The sequence below is a fragment of the Halochromatium roseum genome (genome assembly GCF_016653315.1).
Lineage (GTDB): Bacteria > Pseudomonadota > Gammaproteobacteria > Chromatiales > Chromatiaceae > Lamprobacter > Lamprobacter roseus.
Genome location: NZ_NHSH01000051.1, coordinates 67,916 through 83,625, shown reverse-complemented (window position 1 = coordinate 83,625; position 15,710 = coordinate 67,916). Strand labels below are relative to the sequence as shown.

At 60.3% G+C, this 15,710-nt stretch carries 13 protein-coding genes; 5 read left to right on the top strand and 8 right to left on the bottom strand.

Features of this window, described 5'->3' with window-relative positions; all coding sequences use genetic code 11:
• Window positions 1-11: 11 nt before the first annotated feature.
• The gene (locus CCR96_RS09660) at window positions 12-629 is read right to left on the bottom strand and encodes a cytochrome b/b6 domain-containing protein (protein WP_201219919.1); all 618 of its coding nucleotides are present in this window, start codon (window positions 627-629) and stop codon (window positions 12-14) included.
• Window positions 626-1,732, bottom strand: coding sequence for a cytochrome c3 family protein (locus tag CCR96_RS09655; RefSeq protein WP_201219918.1), 1,107 nt, complete (start codon window positions 1,730-1,732; stop codon window positions 626-628). Before CCR96_RS09655 ends, CCR96_RS09660 begins: the two co-directional genes overlap by 4 nt.
• A 451-nt stretch (window positions 1,733-2,183) precedes the next feature.
• Here CCR96_RS09655 and CCR96_RS09650 point away from each other — a divergent pair, with 451 nt between their 5' ends.
• The 4 genes from CCR96_RS09650 (at window position 2,184) to ubiV (ending at window position 6,073) form a co-directional block, all read left to right on the top strand.
• Window positions 2,184-2,654 (top strand): outer membrane lipoprotein, encoded by a 471-nt coding sequence (locus CCR96_RS09650; protein WP_201219917.1) that lies wholly within the window; start codon window positions 2,184-2,186, stop codon window positions 2,652-2,654.
• A gap of 170 nt (window positions 2,655-2,824) precedes the next feature.
• A complete protein-coding gene (mnmL, locus tag CCR96_RS09645) occupies window positions 2,825-3,817 on the top strand; it encodes a tRNA modification radical SAM protein MnmL/YtqA (RefSeq protein WP_201219916.1) in 993 nt (330 codons plus the stop codon).
• Between the two features lie 132 nt (window positions 3,818-3,949).
• The gene (gene ubiU / locus CCR96_RS09640) at window positions 3,950-4,945 is read left to right on the top strand and encodes a ubiquinone anaerobic biosynthesis protein UbiU (protein ID WP_201219915.1); all 996 of its coding nucleotides are present in this window, start codon (window positions 3,950-3,952) and stop codon (window positions 4,943-4,945) included.
• A 192-nt stretch (window positions 4,946-5,137) separates the two neighbouring features.
• A complete protein-coding gene (ubiV, locus tag CCR96_RS09635) occupies window positions 5,138-6,073 on the top strand; it encodes a ubiquinone anaerobic biosynthesis protein UbiV (protein ID WP_201219914.1) in 936 nt (311 codons plus the stop codon).
• A gap of 136 nt (window positions 6,074-6,209) precedes the next feature.
• Here ubiV and CCR96_RS09630 read toward each other — a convergent pair whose 3' ends face one another.
• Both CCR96_RS09630 and CCR96_RS09625 read right to left on the bottom strand, forming a co-directional pair.
• Complete coding sequence (locus CCR96_RS09630; protein ID WP_201219913.1) at window positions 6,210-7,424, bottom strand: HD-GYP domain-containing protein; 1,215 nt, start codon at window positions 7,422-7,424, stop codon at window positions 6,210-6,212.
• A gap of 276 nt (window positions 7,425-7,700) precedes the next feature.
• The gene (locus tag CCR96_RS09625) at window positions 7,701-8,846 is read right to left on the bottom strand and encodes an FG-GAP repeat domain-containing protein (RefSeq protein ID WP_201219912.1); all 1,146 of its coding nucleotides are present in this window, start codon (window positions 8,844-8,846) and stop codon (window positions 7,701-7,703) included.
• Window positions 8,847-9,030: 184 nt separating this feature from the next.
• Here CCR96_RS09625 and CCR96_RS09620 point away from each other — a divergent pair, with 184 nt between their 5' ends.
• Window positions 9,031-10,461 carry a dynamin family protein gene (locus CCR96_RS09620; RefSeq protein ID WP_201219911.1) on the top strand — a complete coding sequence of 477 codons (1,431 nt, stop codon included), beginning with the start codon at window positions 9,031-9,033 and terminating at the stop codon, window positions 10,459-10,461.
• Window positions 10,462-10,763: 302 nt separating this feature from the next.
• Here the strand turns inward: CCR96_RS09620 and CCR96_RS09615 are convergent, their stop codons facing one another.
• From CCR96_RS09615 to hybA, 4 genes are all read right to left on the bottom strand, one after another.
• A complete protein-coding gene (locus CCR96_RS09615) occupies window positions 10,764-11,270 on the bottom strand; it encodes a hydrogenase maturation protease (RefSeq protein ID WP_201219910.1) in 507 nt (168 codons plus the stop codon).
• 147 nt (window positions 11,271-11,417) lie between these two features.
• Window positions 11,418-13,121: a nickel-dependent hydrogenase large subunit gene (locus CCR96_RS09610; protein ID WP_201219909.1), complete on the bottom strand. Its 1,704-nt coding sequence runs from the start codon at window positions 13,119-13,121 to the stop codon at window positions 11,418-11,420.
• A gap of 70 nt (window positions 13,122-13,191) precedes the next feature.
• Window positions 13,192-14,457, bottom strand: a complete 1,266-nt coding sequence (gene hybB, locus CCR96_RS09605; protein ID WP_201219908.1) for a Ni/Fe-hydrogenase cytochrome b subunit — start codon at window positions 14,455-14,457, stop codon at window positions 13,192-13,194.
• Window positions 14,454-15,578: a hydrogenase 2 operon protein HybA gene (gene hybA / locus CCR96_RS09600; protein WP_201219907.1), complete on the bottom strand. Its 1,125-nt coding sequence runs from the start codon at window positions 15,576-15,578 to the stop codon at window positions 14,454-14,456. The genes hybB and hybA overlap by 4 nt, the downstream gene beginning before the upstream one ends.
• Between the last annotated feature and the right edge of the window lie 132 nt (window positions 15,579-15,710).

Here is a 15,710-nt window from a genome sequence, read left to right as displayed (position 1 = left end):
CCCCGCCAACCTCAGCCGCCCGACGCTTCCTTGTGCCAGCCGGTCAGCATGGCCTTTAGATTGGTGGTCGGCGTTTCTCCAGTGGTAATGATGTACGAATGCACGATCAGGAATAGCGTCAGCATCCAGGCCACCACCAGGTGAACCATCGCGATGATCCAGACGGTGCCAATCCCGAACAGGGTCTCCGGCAAGGAGGTCGAGAAAAGAAAAGCCCAGCCGCTCAGGACTAAGATCGGCATCAGCCCATACATCACTCCGACGTAACTTAGGGTCTGCAGCGCATTGAGCTTGTGCTCGGCGCTAACGTGAAACGGATGCGGCGCACCCACAAAGATCCCATGCAGGTAGTAACGCGTCTGCGCGATCAGATCACGCGGGAGGCTGCGCAGATTGATCAAGTAGTGCTTGCCATTGCCACCCCAAAGGTTCCCGGCCAGGAACACTAACCAGGAGACGGTGAGCAAGACGCCACTGGTGTTGTGGACAGGCACCGCCACATCGAACGGGATCAGCCAATTCAGGCTGAAGTGCATGCTGGCGCCGGTCAACAGCAGGGTGATGAACAGCAGTGCATTCAACCAATGCCAAAGCCGCAGCCAAACGGGATACAGGTAGAGCGCGCTCATTGTGAGTTCTCCTGTTGTGAGTTCTCCTGGCGACGGCGACTGTAGTAGCGGCCATAGCCGTGCGCGGCAACGCCGAGGATCATCAGAAAGATCACCGCAAGACCGATACGATCCATCCAGGCATTGCGGGTCATGCCGACGATGTAGGCATCGTTATAGATCGCCTGGGAGAAAAATCCATCCTCCTCGCGCGCCTGCTCGGCACGGTAGTTGTAAAGCTGACTGAGCAGCGCCGAACCCTTGCTGTGACATTCAACGCAGAGCTGATTGCTCTCCTCGGCCGCCAGTACGTTGTGCGATGGCCGATCTGGAATACGACCCTCGAGCGGGGTATGACAGTCTAGGCAGCGCACCGAACTCCAATGCGCCTGTGGCCGCGGCAGCCATTCATGGCCCTTGGGCACCGGCGTTAAGAGCTCGGTATGACAATCCAAGCAGGTGCCATTGGTCTCGGCAACCACCTCGAGAATCGACACGCCTGGCTTAAACGGGTGAAAGGTGTGCGGATTATGGCAAGAGAAGCAGGAAAATTCCTCAACGCCCTCGGTGAAGTGAACGCTTTTCTCAAACTCGTGCTTGACCCCGATCAGATTCGGTGCGCCATCATCCTGCCGGCCTTCATGGCAGTCGACGCAATTCAGCGCCTCGTCAGCACTGCTGCTACGGTGCGGGTAGCTTGAAAAACCGCGGTCATGGCAATCGCTGCAGGCAAGCTCTGCGTGCACCGAGTGGCTGTAGGCGTCGCCATCGATCGACAGATTGACGATCTTGCCGGTCTCGCGGTCGCGGTACGCCATGGTCTCCATCCAGTGACAGCGCATACAGTTCTGGCTCTCTTGCTTGAGCAGACCCTTCCCCTCGGCCATTGGCGCTGAACTCGCATCGGTAGGCGCTGGTGCAGCGGCAACAGGCGCTGGTGCAGGAACAGCAGCGGCCGTATAGGAGGCGGCTGGGCCAACGGCGTTCGCCAGCGCTGATCCGGTCAGCACCAACAGCGCCAGCATCAGCAGCATCGACAACCGCGGGCGGCGCGCAGCTTGGAACAGCCCGATCACGAGCCATCGGGTTATAGGACGTGGGTCAGGCGGCGGAAGGGAGAACATGCGGGGTGCCTCTCAGCAATAGAGACCGTCGGATCGAGTGCGTTCACCACCTTAAACGCCGACAGCATCGCTCGTGAATGATCTTTGGCAATATCTCAAGGTCAGGTGTTGCAGTCTTATCAGTCGTCATTCACCACATGGGTGATGAGCAGGCTGGGCAGACAGGCTGGGCAGACAGGCTGGGCAGAGTGGCCTCGTTCGTTCGCAGACGGGTTTGTCGGTTCGTTGAGGCGCGCGCCTCTGGTAAGCTCCACTCGCTAAGTCTAGACCGGCTGTTAGACCTGCTGTGAAGCAAGGAAGGGCTCAAGCAGCAGAGTACTGAAGAATGTCACAGTCGGGCGCCGAAGGCTGCAACCTGACCCAGATACCAGGTCCAGATAGCAGGCCCAGATACCAGGTCCAATAAGTGCACCATCTCAAACCGACCTACTTGTCGATGAGGATACAAGCCATGATGAGACATGTTTACACCGCTGTGGTTGCCCTGATGGCGTTAACCACTCTCACGCTACTCAGCGGCTGCCCGGCCAGCATGTCCGCCTCCTCCTACACCCGTGATCAAGCACGCAGCGCACAGAATGTCGAATTCGGTACCGTGCAGTCGGTCCGCGAGGTGCAGATCGAGGGCACTAAGAGCGGTGTCGGCACGCTCGCTGGCGGCGCCATCGGCGGCGTGCTCGGCAATGAGGTCGGCGCCGGGACCGGCCGCACACTCGCGACCATTGGTGGCGGCCTCGCTGGCGCCGTTGCCGGCTCAGCCATCGAAGAAGGTGTCACGCGACAGCGCGGCTTGGAGATCACCGTGAGGCTCGACAATGGCCGCACGATGGCGGTCACCCAAGCCGCCGACGAGTCCTTCGTCGCTGGCGATCGCGTCCGCGTTTTATTCGATCGCTTTGGGACAGCTCGGGTCGTGCGCTGAACGCAACGTCTCACGGTCAGAGCGGGGTCGCTACCGCGGACCATGAAGCGCTTGATTCACAGCAATCTGCTTCACGGTAACCTGGTTGACATGACTCAATGTCAATCAGGGAAACTTTTGCGAAGGTTTAAGGCTTTCTGCGATCAATACAAGAACGCCCGCAACCGCTCATGACCTTAGCAGATCGAGTCAATACCTTCGGCGTCGATCTGGTCCGCCGCTACGGGCGCCGGGTGCATAAGCTGGCGATTCACGCCGGCTTCACCTGCCCGAACCGCGATGGCAGCAAAGGGCGGGGCGGCTGCAGCTTCTGCAACAACGTCTCATTCAGCCCGAATGCCAACAGCCCGACTAGCAGCGCAACCAAGTCTTCCGGCCCCGAGCTAAGCGTTGCCGAGCAGATCGAGGGCGGTCGGCGGGTACTGCGCAAACGCACCGGCGCCGAGCGCTTTTTCGCCTACTTTCAGGCCTATACCAACACCTACGACGATATTGCTCGCCTCAGCGCCCTCTATCAGCAGGCACTCGATGAGCCCGATGTGATCGGCCTCTCGGTCGGCACCCGGCCGGATTGCGTGCCCGATGCGGTGCTCGATCTGCTCGCTGACTATCGCGCACAGGGCTACGAGATCTGGCTTGAGCTCGGCCTGCAGTCGGCCTTCGACAGCACCCTAGCGCGGGTGAATCGCGGCCATTGCTTCGCCGACTATCGGCGCACGGTACGCGCGGCACGGCTCCGGGGTATCCCGGTCTGCACGCATCTGATCATTGGCCTACCCGGCGAAGGCCGCGATGCCGCACTGGAGACACTCGCTCGCGTCGTCGCACTGGGGACCGACGGGCTGAAACTACATCCGCTGCATGTGGTTCGACATACCCTGCTGGCGCAGCAGTGGCGCCGTGGCGGCTACCAGCCATTGGCGATGAACGACTATATCGAGATCGCCGCTGATCTCATCGAGCGCACCCCCGACGACATCCTCTATCACCGCGTCACCGGCACCGCGCAACGCGAGATCCTGCTAGCGCCCGAATGGTGCTCGAAGAAGTGGGTGGTGCTCAATGGCATCGAGCATGCGCTGCGCCGTCGCGGCACCTGCCAGGGGACTTTGGCAGCGGAGCAATCGATGCTGCGCGCATCTCCGATCGACCGCGTCGCCTGAGGCCGTGCTCGTAATGCCCATAACGCATCACAACACGAGCGTTGACGCAGCCGATCCAGAGTCAGGTTGATACCGCAACAGGACGCGGAAGACGAGGCAGCTGTTTCACGATAACCACGAGTAACCCAGACGATGGAATTGGTTTGTCCGGCCGGCAATCTGCCGGCATTGAAGGCGGCCGTCGACAACGGCGCCAACGCGGTCTACATCGGCTTTCGCGACGATACCAACGCGCGCCATTTCGCCGGCCTCAACTTCGCCCCGAACAAGATGGTCGAGGGCATTCGCTATGCACGCGGCAAGGGTGTACGGGTGTTCATCGCGCTCAATACCTATCCGCGCCCAGACGGCTTCGGTCGCTTCGAGCAGGCGGTTGATAAGGCCGCCGATCTCGGCGTCGATGCGCTGATCGCCGCCGACATTGGTGTGCTCGACTACGCCAGTCGCACCCATCCAACGCTCAACCTGCATCTGTCAGTGCAAGGCTCGGCGACCAACTACGAGGCGCTGCGCTTCTACCATGAGCACTTCGGCATCCGTCGCGCGGTGCTGCCGCGGGTGCTCTCGATCAGCCAGGTCAAGCACGTCATCGACCAGAGCCCGGTCGACATCGAGGTCTTCGCCTTCGGCAGCCTCTGCGTGATGGTCGAGGGACGTTGCATCCTCTCGTCTTATGCCACCGGCCGCTCGCCGAACACCTATGGCGCCTGCTCGCCGGCCAGCCATGTCGAATGGATCGAGACCGACGCCGGACTCGACACCCGCCTCGGCGGAGTACTGATCCAACGCCACCCAAAAGGCGAGAACGTCGGCTATCCGACCCTCTGCAAGGGCACCTTCAACACCGATGGCCAGATCGATCACGCGATCGAAGACGCGGTGAGCCTGAACGCGATGGAGCTGCTACCAGAGATGAAAGCCGCCGGCGTCAAGGCGGTGAAGATCGAGGGTCGGCAGCGCAGCCCGGTCTATGTTGCACAGGTGACCAAGATCTGGCGTGAGGCACTCGATAGCTTTGAGCGCAGCCCGAGCAGCTTCGCGCCCAAGCCCGAGTGGACCGCAGCCCTGGGTAAGGTCTCCGAGGGCGCCCAAACCACCCTTGGCCCCTATCATCGGCCTTGGCAATGAGTTGCCCTCTCGGCGCCCTCTCGGCCGCCGGATAGGCCTTGGCAATGAGCGCCTTGGAGACTGGAACAGACCGGAGAGCAAGCGATCGGCGCAAGCTCGACCCAACGCCTAACCAAGTGCTTCAGCCAGCTGCACGCCCCTTCTGATCAAACTGCCGACTAGCCTCGCCGCAAGGCCCAGGAATACCTCACAATGAGCGCTCTTCAGACTCCAATCGCGGCTGCACAGGGCAGCCATCGCCCTCGCCTCTCGCTCGGGCCGATCACCTATTACTGGCCGAAGGAGCAGGTCAACGCCTTCTACGCCATGGTCGCCGAAGCGCCGGTCGATATCGTCTATCTCGGCGAGACCATCTGCTCGAAGCGCAATCAGGTCCGCCATGAGGACTGGCTGGCGATCGCCGAGCGCCTCGCCGAACACGGCAAAGAGGTGGTGCTCTCGACCCTGACCCTGCTTGAGGCCGAGTCCGAGCTCAAGCGACTGCGTGCGATCTGCGGCCAAGACCGGTTCATGGTCGAGGCCAACGACATGGGCGCGGTGCATCTGCTCGCCGGCCGACCGTTCGCGATCGGCCCAAGCGTCAACTGCTACAACGATCGTACCTTAGGCGTACTCGCCAGGCAGGGCCTCAAGCGCTGGGCGTTGCCGGTCGAGCTGACCCGCGAGACGCTTGAGCAGATGCAGCGCGCCAAGCCGGCCGGCGTCGAAACCGAGGTCATGGCCTACGGACGGCTCCCCCTCGCCTATTCCGCGCGCTGCTTCACCGCGCGGCACAAACACTTGCCCAAGGACGACTGTCGAGATGTCTGTATGGACTACCCGGATGGCTTGGTGGTCAACACCCAGGACGAGCAACAGTTCCTGGTGCTGAATGGCATCCAGACCCAATCCGCGCACACGCTCAACCTGCTCGCCGAGCTGCCGGCGATGCGCGAGTTGGGCGTCGACATCTTGCGCATCAGCCCTCAATCGCAGCAGATGGATCAGGTCATCGAGCTGTTCCATCAAGCCCTGAGCAACGTGCTCGACCCCGCTGAGGCCAGCATACGGCTCAACGCGCTGATGCCGGTTGGCCCCTGCGACGGTTATTGGCATGGCAAGGCCGGGATGGCGGCGACCGCGGCCTAATGCGTGCGCATTGCCGAACGGCTTGCATGCTCATTCGTCTGCAGACAGCTGAGGTCAAATGAAGTACTTCACCCAGCCGTTCCAACGAACAGAGCGGCTGATCCGCTGGCGCCAGGCTGACAGCAAGCCCAGCGCTCTACCGCAGCACATACTCCGGGCGTAGACCCCAATCGGCCGGATCTTCCGCATCGATAATGCGATCTTGCCCAAAGGCCGTGGGACGGGAAAGATCGATGTCTTGCGGCATCAGGCGTTGATGCTTATTGATATCGAATACCAATCGGACGACAGGCTTTAACAGCTGTTCGCGCCCAGTCTCGACCACCACCGCGAGGCGTTGGCTCTCGAGCCGGACCAAGGTGCCGATCGGGTAGATGCCAACGCAACGAATGAATTGCTGAATCAGGGTACGATCGAATTGCTGCGGGCTTTCCTGTAGGAGACTTCGCAGCGCCTTGCTTGGTGGCATGGCATCGTGATAGACGCGCCGAGTGGTCAGCGCGTCATAGACGTCAACGATAGCCGCCATCTGACCGAAACGCGAGATCGATGCACCTGACTTCGCCTTTGGATAACCACTTCCATCGATGCGCTCATGGTGCTCGACAACAATATCAAGCGCGGTTGCTGAGACGCCTGAGGTCTGTGCCAAGATCTCATGGCCGAGGTCAACGTGGCTGCGCATCACCTCGAACTCAGCCGGAGTGAGCTTGCCGGGCTTGTTCAGGATGGCATCCGGGATCTGGCTCTTGCCCACATCGTGCAGCAACGCACCGAGGCCAATCTCCTCAATCAGCGATGTCTCTAGGCCAAGCGAGCGCGCGAAAGCAATCATCAAGACGGCGACGTTGATTGAGTGCTCGAAGGTATAGCGATCAACAGAACGAATGCGATGAAGGCCAATGATGGCATCTTGGTTTCGCACGATCGAAGCGACGGCGTGAGAGATCACCTCACGAGCGGGATCGACCTCGATCTGTCGGCCGAGGCGGGCATCTTCCATCACCCGCTCTACCACCCGGTTGGCCTCGCTGAGTATCCGCCGCGCCCGAGCACGCTCTTCAGCGAGGCTTGAGGCGTGGAACACCGGTAGCCGCTGACGCGCGGCCGCATCCAATGCTGGCCTCAGATCCTGAGCCACCTCACTGATGCTAGGCACACTCGGTGCATCCCTGCCCAGATCGGTGTCAATCTCGATCTCATCAACGCCGAGCGCACGGATGCGCCTGATCTGGTCATCGCTATCCAACCAGAAACGGTTGCGCAGAAAGGGGTGATCGGTCCAGCCGCAGTTCAGGCTATGCACATACATGCCGAAACGAAGCTGCTCGACTGGAATACGTTTAATCAAGGCGACTCTCTCCCCTCTCCCTTTGCCTCAAGCTGTGCGTCGCAAGACCGCACTCCGGCGCCACCGACGCCGACAGCGACCTCCGGCGCGATCATAGACCGGCTTTTTTATAACAGCATCCGTCTTGATTGCAATGCGGGCCTTATCTCAACGCGGGAACCCCAGCCACACCTCAGCCACACCTCAGAGCCAACGCAGCATTTCACGTTGATCGAGCGTCTTTTTCAATGCTCATCGGCGCTCATCGCCTGTCCTCAGCAGGGCGCCGTGCGAAATTTAGACGCTGAGATCGATCTGCTGCGTGGTCCCGACCGTATCGTCAGTACTCAAGTAGAGGCCAGTCGAGCGAACCGCGCCAAGGTCCGCGTTCTGGTGCCCCCTCAGCTCAAACGGCGTCGCGATGCTGGAGGTGGAAACGGCCGCAACCCCAGCCTCCTCAAGCGTCATGAGCTTACCATCACCGCCAGCCTCTGGCAGCCAGAGGTAGAGCTGATTGGTGGCGGCGTCGGCAGAATCGATCCAGCCGTTACCGTCTTCATCAAGGGCCTTGAGGTCGGCGAAGCCATCACCACTCAGCGCGCCAAACAGCTCGGAGCCATCGTTCACGCGACCGTCACCGTTGCGATCGTAGACCAGATAACCGCTACCATTGGCCAGCAGCGGCAGCGACTCTAAGTCACCGTCGGCATCGAGATCGAACTCGAAGCGTTGATCACGCAGTTGCGCGGACTGCCCAGGGAAATTGATCACGATCGGATCTTCGCGCTGAGCCGCTGATCCCATCTGAAGCTCGAACCGGCTTTCTTCACGGTACGAACGCTGCATGCCAAGCTCCACCGCGAAACGGATGGTCTTGCCGTCAGCGGTACGGATCACACCCTCGGCAGAAAAGTGCATTGACTCATGCTCTTCGAGGCTATGGGTGCGCTCATAGAAGAGTGAGAAATCCGACTGCCGGCCGCGCGGGGCGGTCTCCGGAGCAGTCGATATGGCATTCGGCGCGGCAGCACTAGACTCCATTCCTTTGCCAGACTCACATTCAGCAGGCTGGCAGTCCTTGCTATCGATCAGCCGTATCCGCTTCCCGGTGAGGTACTCCACCAGCGCGATCAGCAGCTGGTTACCCGGGTCTTTACGGGCCTCCTCGGCCGCGGATTCGATCGCATCAGCGGTTGCTTGGCCTTTGCCAGCCGCGTTTCCAATCTCGCCGGACGCCTGCTCAGCAGCCGCCAGGGCGCGCCCTTGTCCAGACAGCACCACCGCCGATACACCGGTCTCAGGTCTTGCCCCGGCTCGATTCTGTCCGGCTTCGCTCGGCATGGCGCGCCCGCGTCCATTGATCTCAAGACGCTCGGTCGAGGTCTCGACCCGACTGTAGCGATGGGAGGAAGCCAAGCTCAATTCGCTGCTGACAACGTTCATGATGACCTCAGGGCGCAGGGGCACAAAAGCCGAGAAAACCGTTCTCTAACTCGATATATCGGTCTCCGGAGAGAAAAGTTTAGCCTTGGCCGCGAAGCCCAGCTCGACTTGCACGCACTGGATTGCTTAAATGACCTCTCCCTCATCGAGCAGACGAAAAGAGGACGTCCCCTTGCCACATGTGATGGAAGAATTCGCGAACCGGATCCGCAACTACTACCAGGACCCTCTCGACCCACTGGCAGAACAGTTCCTGTTCCGACGTCCGCCCACCGTGGGTGAGTTGCGGCGGCCGACGCAGGTCTTGCTCTTGGGCAACCACTCATCGGGGAAGTCCACGTTTGTGAACTATCTCCTAGGCGACGATGTTCAGAAGACAGGGGTTGCTCCCACGGATGACGGGTTCACGATCATCACCCATGGCGCGACCGCGACCGAGCGAGATGGACCTGCTGTCGTAAGCAATCCGGACTTGCCCTATGAGGGGCTCCGGCACTTTGGCGACCAATTGGTCTCGCATGTGCGCCTCAAGCTGCGCCCCGCTGAACTCTTGCAAACGGTGACCCTGATCGACAGCCCGGGCATGATCGATGAGGCCAAAGCCGAGAACGGGCGTGGTTTTGACTTCCCCGGTGTGGTGCGTTGGTTCGCCGAACGCGCCGACCTTGTGATGATCTTCTTTGATCCAGATAAACCTGGGACGACAGGTGAAACACTTCAAGTCTTCCGCGAGTCCTTGGCGGGCATCGACCACAAGATGTTGATCGTCTTGAACAAGGTGGATCAGTTCCAGAACTTGCACGACTTCGCGCGGGCCTATGGCGCGCTCTGCTGGAACCTAGGAAAGGTGATCCCGCGCAAAGACTTACCGATGATCTATAACACCTTCATACCGCTGGCCGACAAGCCGAAGTCGCGCCTGCCGATGGAGGACTTCGAGAAGGCGCGCAACGACCTGATCAGTGAGTTACGCCGTGCACCGACTCGGCGGATGGACAACCAGATCACACAGCTCCAAGCCTATGCTGAGCGGCTCCGGCTCCACGCCATGGTGATCGACAAGGCGGCCGACAGGTTCAAATCGATCCGCGCGCGCTGGCGAGGTGTTTGGCTGTTGCTCTTCGGCGGATTGGGCGCTGCCGCCTTTGGCACCGGCATGCTTGTGGCGTTGCCAGTGATTGCAGTGACCGCAATCCTGGCTTTCATTGTCATCGAATACCTTGTTCTCCCGCGGACCAAACGGCGTCTGATTGCTCGCTTCGACCAGATCTTTGAAAAGCTGCACGATCGAGAGCTGCTGTTGCGCGACCGGGCGGAGGACTTGCGCATGATGTGGGCAGAGGTCAGCCCACGCGCCCGCGAGATTGCTGAAAAGAGCGGCCTCCAGTCGTTCCGCAAGATGAGTTGGCACAGTCGCGAGCATCTTGAGGAATTGACGGGCGAGCTGCTCCCACAGCTTCGCAGCAAACTCTACGACGCCATGCGTGATCACGAGGCGCCCGCACCCGCTTTGCAACAGGATCGCCCAGCAATGCCCCCTGCATCAGAACCGGACCGTCCGCAACTGGTCAAAGGTGAGCAGTCCGGGCGCCCTAAGCGTAAAACGTTCTTCTGACCAGCGATACGCGGGGATCATCTATCCTGACATCTTCCTGATATCTGTCGAAGACATGGTTCAGACTGTTCTTGGCCAATGCCGAATTGGCAGCCTACCGGCGCGCCGAAGCGACCAAAGGTGCGTAATGATGACAAAACAAGCGCAGTGCCAGGGGCAGTGCCAGGGTGTTTATCCTCGGGCAACGGCAGATAAGTAGCCACCCATTTTTAATTCCTAATGATCGCCCTACAGGTGCTCAAATCGGGAAGACGTTGATGGACAGTTTCTAAGGGTCAAGATCACCTTTCTGACCGAGCTTCTTAGGCCGCTGAATCCGTTAGCAGCGTTGGAGCCAGCGTCAGACTTCGACGGCTTTCGATCCCCCACTCGGACAAGACGCCAACAGCGGTCTCAATGATCTTAGGCATGCGCTGGCGCAAACAGTCCGAAAGCGCCAGTTCCATCTCCAATCGCTCAGGCACGATGCCGATGAGGACGATCTCCGACGGCGCGTAGTCGAGCAGCTCGGCCAGTGCCAACAGATCGGCGATGCCGAGATGGTGCAACGAGACCTTCTCCGTCAATGCCGTCCTGATCTCCTGGTTGCGAATCACCTGAATCGTCCCCGGGGCCGCATCAGAGGCCAAGGCATCAATCAGCAGCAACCGGCGCTGATCCTTAAGCAACGGCAAGAGATCCAGCCCAGAGGTACCGCCATCGACCAGCTCGACGGCCGGCTGGAAGCCATACTCCGCCTCCAGCCGCCGCATCGCATGCACCCCGACACCCTCATCGCCCAGGATCAGGTTACCCAACCCAATAAGCATCGCGCTCGATGGCTCGGGCTCGCTTATCGAGCCAGGGCTATAACGAGCACGATGCGGTGCAGCGGCAGATAACAATTCTGAATCAATCACAGTCCCAATCTCCGATGCACAGATCACCTGAACCCGGCCATGCACCACAGGCAGTCATCAAGCGGTATTCACTCGCACCACCGTCTGCCGCTCGTTATCATGCAGATGCACCGCACAAGCCAGACACGGATCGAACGAGTGCACCGTGCGCAAGACCTCCAACGGCCGGTCTTCCTCCAACACCGGATTGTCGATCAGCGACGCCTCATAAGGTCCACGCGCATCATCCTGGTTCCGCGGCCCAGCATTCCAGGTCGAGGGCACCACCGCCTGGTAGTTCTTGATCTTGCCATCCTCGATCACGATCCAATGCGACAGGATGCCGCGCGGAGCCTCATGGAAACCGAAGCCCATCTGCTCACCCTTCGGGAACACCGGCTTGTTGAAGCTGGTGTAATCACCGGATGCGATGTTTGCGATCAGCGCGTCATAGTTCTCCTGCATCATGTCGTAGAGCACCTGGGTGCGCACACAGCGCGCCGCATGCCGCCCCAGCGTCGAATGCAGTACCGAAAGCGGCACCTCGGAGCCAGTGATCGCACCAATCCGGTCCATCGCCATCTTCAGATACCGCTTGGTCGGCTCATGCCCGGCCGCGACACCGGCTAGCACATTCGCCAGAGGCCCGACCTGCGCCGGCTGATCCAAGAAGGTCGGCGCCTTGACCCAAGAGTAGGCACCGTTCTCATTGAAATCGGTGTATTCCGGCTCGGTCTCCTCCTCATAAGGCGTCCGCGTCCAGTCGCCCTGATACCAGCTGTGCTTGATGCTCTCTTTGACGTTCTTCTCGAAGTAGGGATCACCGAAATACGTGATCTCATGGAACCGCGACAGATCCGCATTCGGAATATAGCCACCCGGCATGCCAAACTTGGTCCCCCTACCATCGCGCGGAAAGTCCGGCGCTGACAGATAATTGGTCACCCCCTGACCATAGGGCAGCCAGTCGGCATAGAGCGCGGCGATCGCCGTCACATCGGGCAGATAGACCTCGCGCACGAAGCCACCCAGCTCATCCATCAGCGTCTTCACATAGGCCAGACGCTCCATGTTCAAGGCCGATTGGTTGTCGGGATTGATCGCATTGGCGACGCCACCAACCGCCAGGTTCTGAACATGCGGCGTCTTGGCGCCCAGCACCGCGGTGATCTGGTTCGAACGGCGCTGATAGTCGAGCGCCTCCAGATAATGCGCGGTCGCCATCAGATTGGCCTCCGGCGGCAGGATCATCGCCTTATGGCCCCAATAACCATGCGAGAAGATGCCGAGCTGGCCGCTATTGATGAACTTCTTCACCCGCTCCTGCACATTGGCGAAATGCTGGGCGTTATTGTTCGGCCAATTCGAGATCGACTGCGCCAACTTCTCGGTCGCTTTCGGATCAGCCTTCAAGGCCGAAGGCACATCGACCCAATCCAATGCCGACAGATGATAGAAGTGGACGATGTGATCGTGGATGCCATGTGAGGCCATGATCAGGTTGCGGATCAATTGCGCGTTGAGCGGGATCTCCAGATCCAACGCGTTCTCAACCGCCCGCAACGAGACGATGGCGTGCACGGTGGTGCAAACACCGCAGATGCGCTGCGTATAGAGCCAGGCATCCCGCGGATCGCGCCCGCGCAGGATGGTCTCGATGCCACGCCACATCTGGCCGCTGGACCAGGCGTCGGTAACCTTGCCATCTGTAATGTCGCAGTCGATGCGCAGGTGACCTTCGATGCGGGTCACCGGGTCGACGGTGATTCTGTTCGTGCTCACTGTTCTTGTTCTCCAGCCGAAGGGCGGCGCGGACGATCAATCAGCCTGCCACCGCCAAATGATGTCTTGATCAGGCAGAGGTCGCTGCGGGTGGCGGAAAGCCGCCCTTGCCTCGCCTCTGGCTACTCAATCGGTCAGGCGCTGTCGTTGCAGGCCGTTGCCCTGACCACGCGCCTGAAGGTCCAGCATCCGGTCCATCCTCTCCGGGAGCGGCCATCATCACCGGCGTCATCTTGACGAAGAACAGATAGGCCATGATCTCGAAGGCGACGATGCCAATGGTGATCATCATCTCGCCCACGGCCGGGAAGTAATGCCAGCCCGGACCGGGGTCGAAGGCGATCATGAAGGCGTCGAAGCGATACAGGGCACCGCCCAGCAAGACCGCCAGCGAGGTCCAGAACAGCACCGTCGGACGCACCCGTTGCTGCTCATCGCGTAGGTGACGGATGGCATAGACGAACAACGCCACTTCGAGCATGAACAGCAACGGTTCAGAACCCCCTCTGAATAAGAACAGGATGTCACCACTGATGACGCTCTCGCCGATCCGCAACACCAGATAGACGATCAACAGCCAAGGGATCACCGCGCTGATCTTTGAGAGCAATGGCGTCTCCAACGGCCGACGCAGATTGACCGAGGCATAGAGCGACTCGAACACCACGATGGCATAGCCCATGGTGATGGCCGTGAGCAGGAACAGCAGCGGAATGATGTTGGTCTGCCAGAGCGGGTGCACCTTATCGCCGGCAATGATCAACAGCGACCCCAGCGAAGACTGATGCATGGTTGGCAACAGAATGCCAAGACCAATCGCTAGGAACAGAAAATGCCGCAGATTGCGCAGCCAACGCTTCGCCTGCATCGCCTCCAGGATGGTTGGCGAGAACTCGATCCAGAGCACGACGGTGTAAAGCGTCACGCAGAGCGCAACCTCCAGCATCACCGAATTCAGGTTCATGTACTGGGGCAAGAACACGTTATAGAGCTGCCACCAACGGCCGACATCGACGATGATCGAGGCACCGGCCAAGGTGTAGCCAAAAACGCTGGTCAAGAGCGCGGCGCGGATCATTGGATGGAACTGGCCGCGATTGAACACATAGACCATTAACGCCATCGCATAGCCGCCGCAGGCGATCGCGGTGCCGGTAACGACGTCATAGGTGATCCAGATACCCCAAGGGAATCCATCACTCAAGTTCGATACCGCGCCGATGCCGAAGATGAAGCGCTTGGCAATGAACCAGGCCGCGATCAGTACCAGCAGGCCAAGAAAGTAGAAGTGCGGGGTCAGCAGACGCCCGCCGATGGGCCGGAAACGCTCACTCATGACCGCCTACCCTCCTTCGGCTGCGCTTGGACTTTCGGCTGATTCGCCTTGGCCGCGCTCGCGCCTGCGTCAGGCTCGCCTCCAATCTCATCGTCAGCCCGCGCACGCTCTTCACGCGTATTCCGATAGGCCGCTAAGACCAGGCCCCCAAGCAACAGGGTCGGCGCCACCATGCCGCCGTAGAGCGTATGTTGGATGGTCTCGGACAGCCGCGCCCGCGACTCATCACTGAGCCTTGGTAGACCAAGATCCTCGAACGGCACATCGGCCATCAGCATGTACTGAGTGCCGCCGGTCTCAGTCTCGCCATAGATGCGTTGGGTGTACTGCGCAACGGTTGTAACCTTGGTATCGTTGCGATCCAGCGAATGGATCGGATACTCGATGCGCGAGCCTGGCTCTGCGGCGAGTCGCCGGTGGCCCTCTTCGCGCAGTTCGGCTACAAGACCGAACAGGCTCGCGCCAGTCGGACAGGCCTCGCAGCAAGCCGGAATGCCACCCGCCTCGACGAGATCAGTGCACATCTGGCACTTGACGATCTTCGGAAAGGTCTTGTCGAACTCGAACTTCGGGATATTGAACGGGCAAGCCACCTGGCAGTACCGGCAGCCAATGCAGGCGTCCGGGTTGTACTGCACGATCCCGGTGTCCGGATTCTTGGTCAACGCGCTCACCGGACAGGCCGAGACACAGTCCGGGTCGACACAGTGCATGCAGGCGCGCTTGACGAAGCTCACCGCATCCGCTTTGGGGCCGCCAACCGTCGGCTCCGCCAGCACCGCATCAGCACGGCTCGCCTCGACCGCCTGCAGGCCCGGATAGGCCTTGATCTTGTTCATCGTACGGCTGTCCAGGTCGTCCCCAGCGTCCCAGACGCCTTCGACACCATAGGCTTGACCCAACGCCGGGTTCTCAACCGGCGGCAGATCATTGGCCGCTTTGCAGGCGACTTCACAGGCCTTACAACCGATGCATTGTGTGGCATCGTAGAGGATGCCGACTGCTCCGGGCACGAGCTCCTTGCCCGGCCGCGCGACGGCCGGCCCCATCACGGAGCCCGCACTAAGACTGACGGCTCCAACCGCCAGACCCTTCAAGAAATTGCGACGATCGATACTCATTGCCCTGACCTCTCCGATTAAACCGCAACCGGCTCGCCCCGCTTTGCACAGGGCGGGTCTTCATGCATCTTGCTGACTGGCTTGCTGACTGGCTTGCTGACTGGCTTGCTGACTGGCTTGCTAACTGGCTTG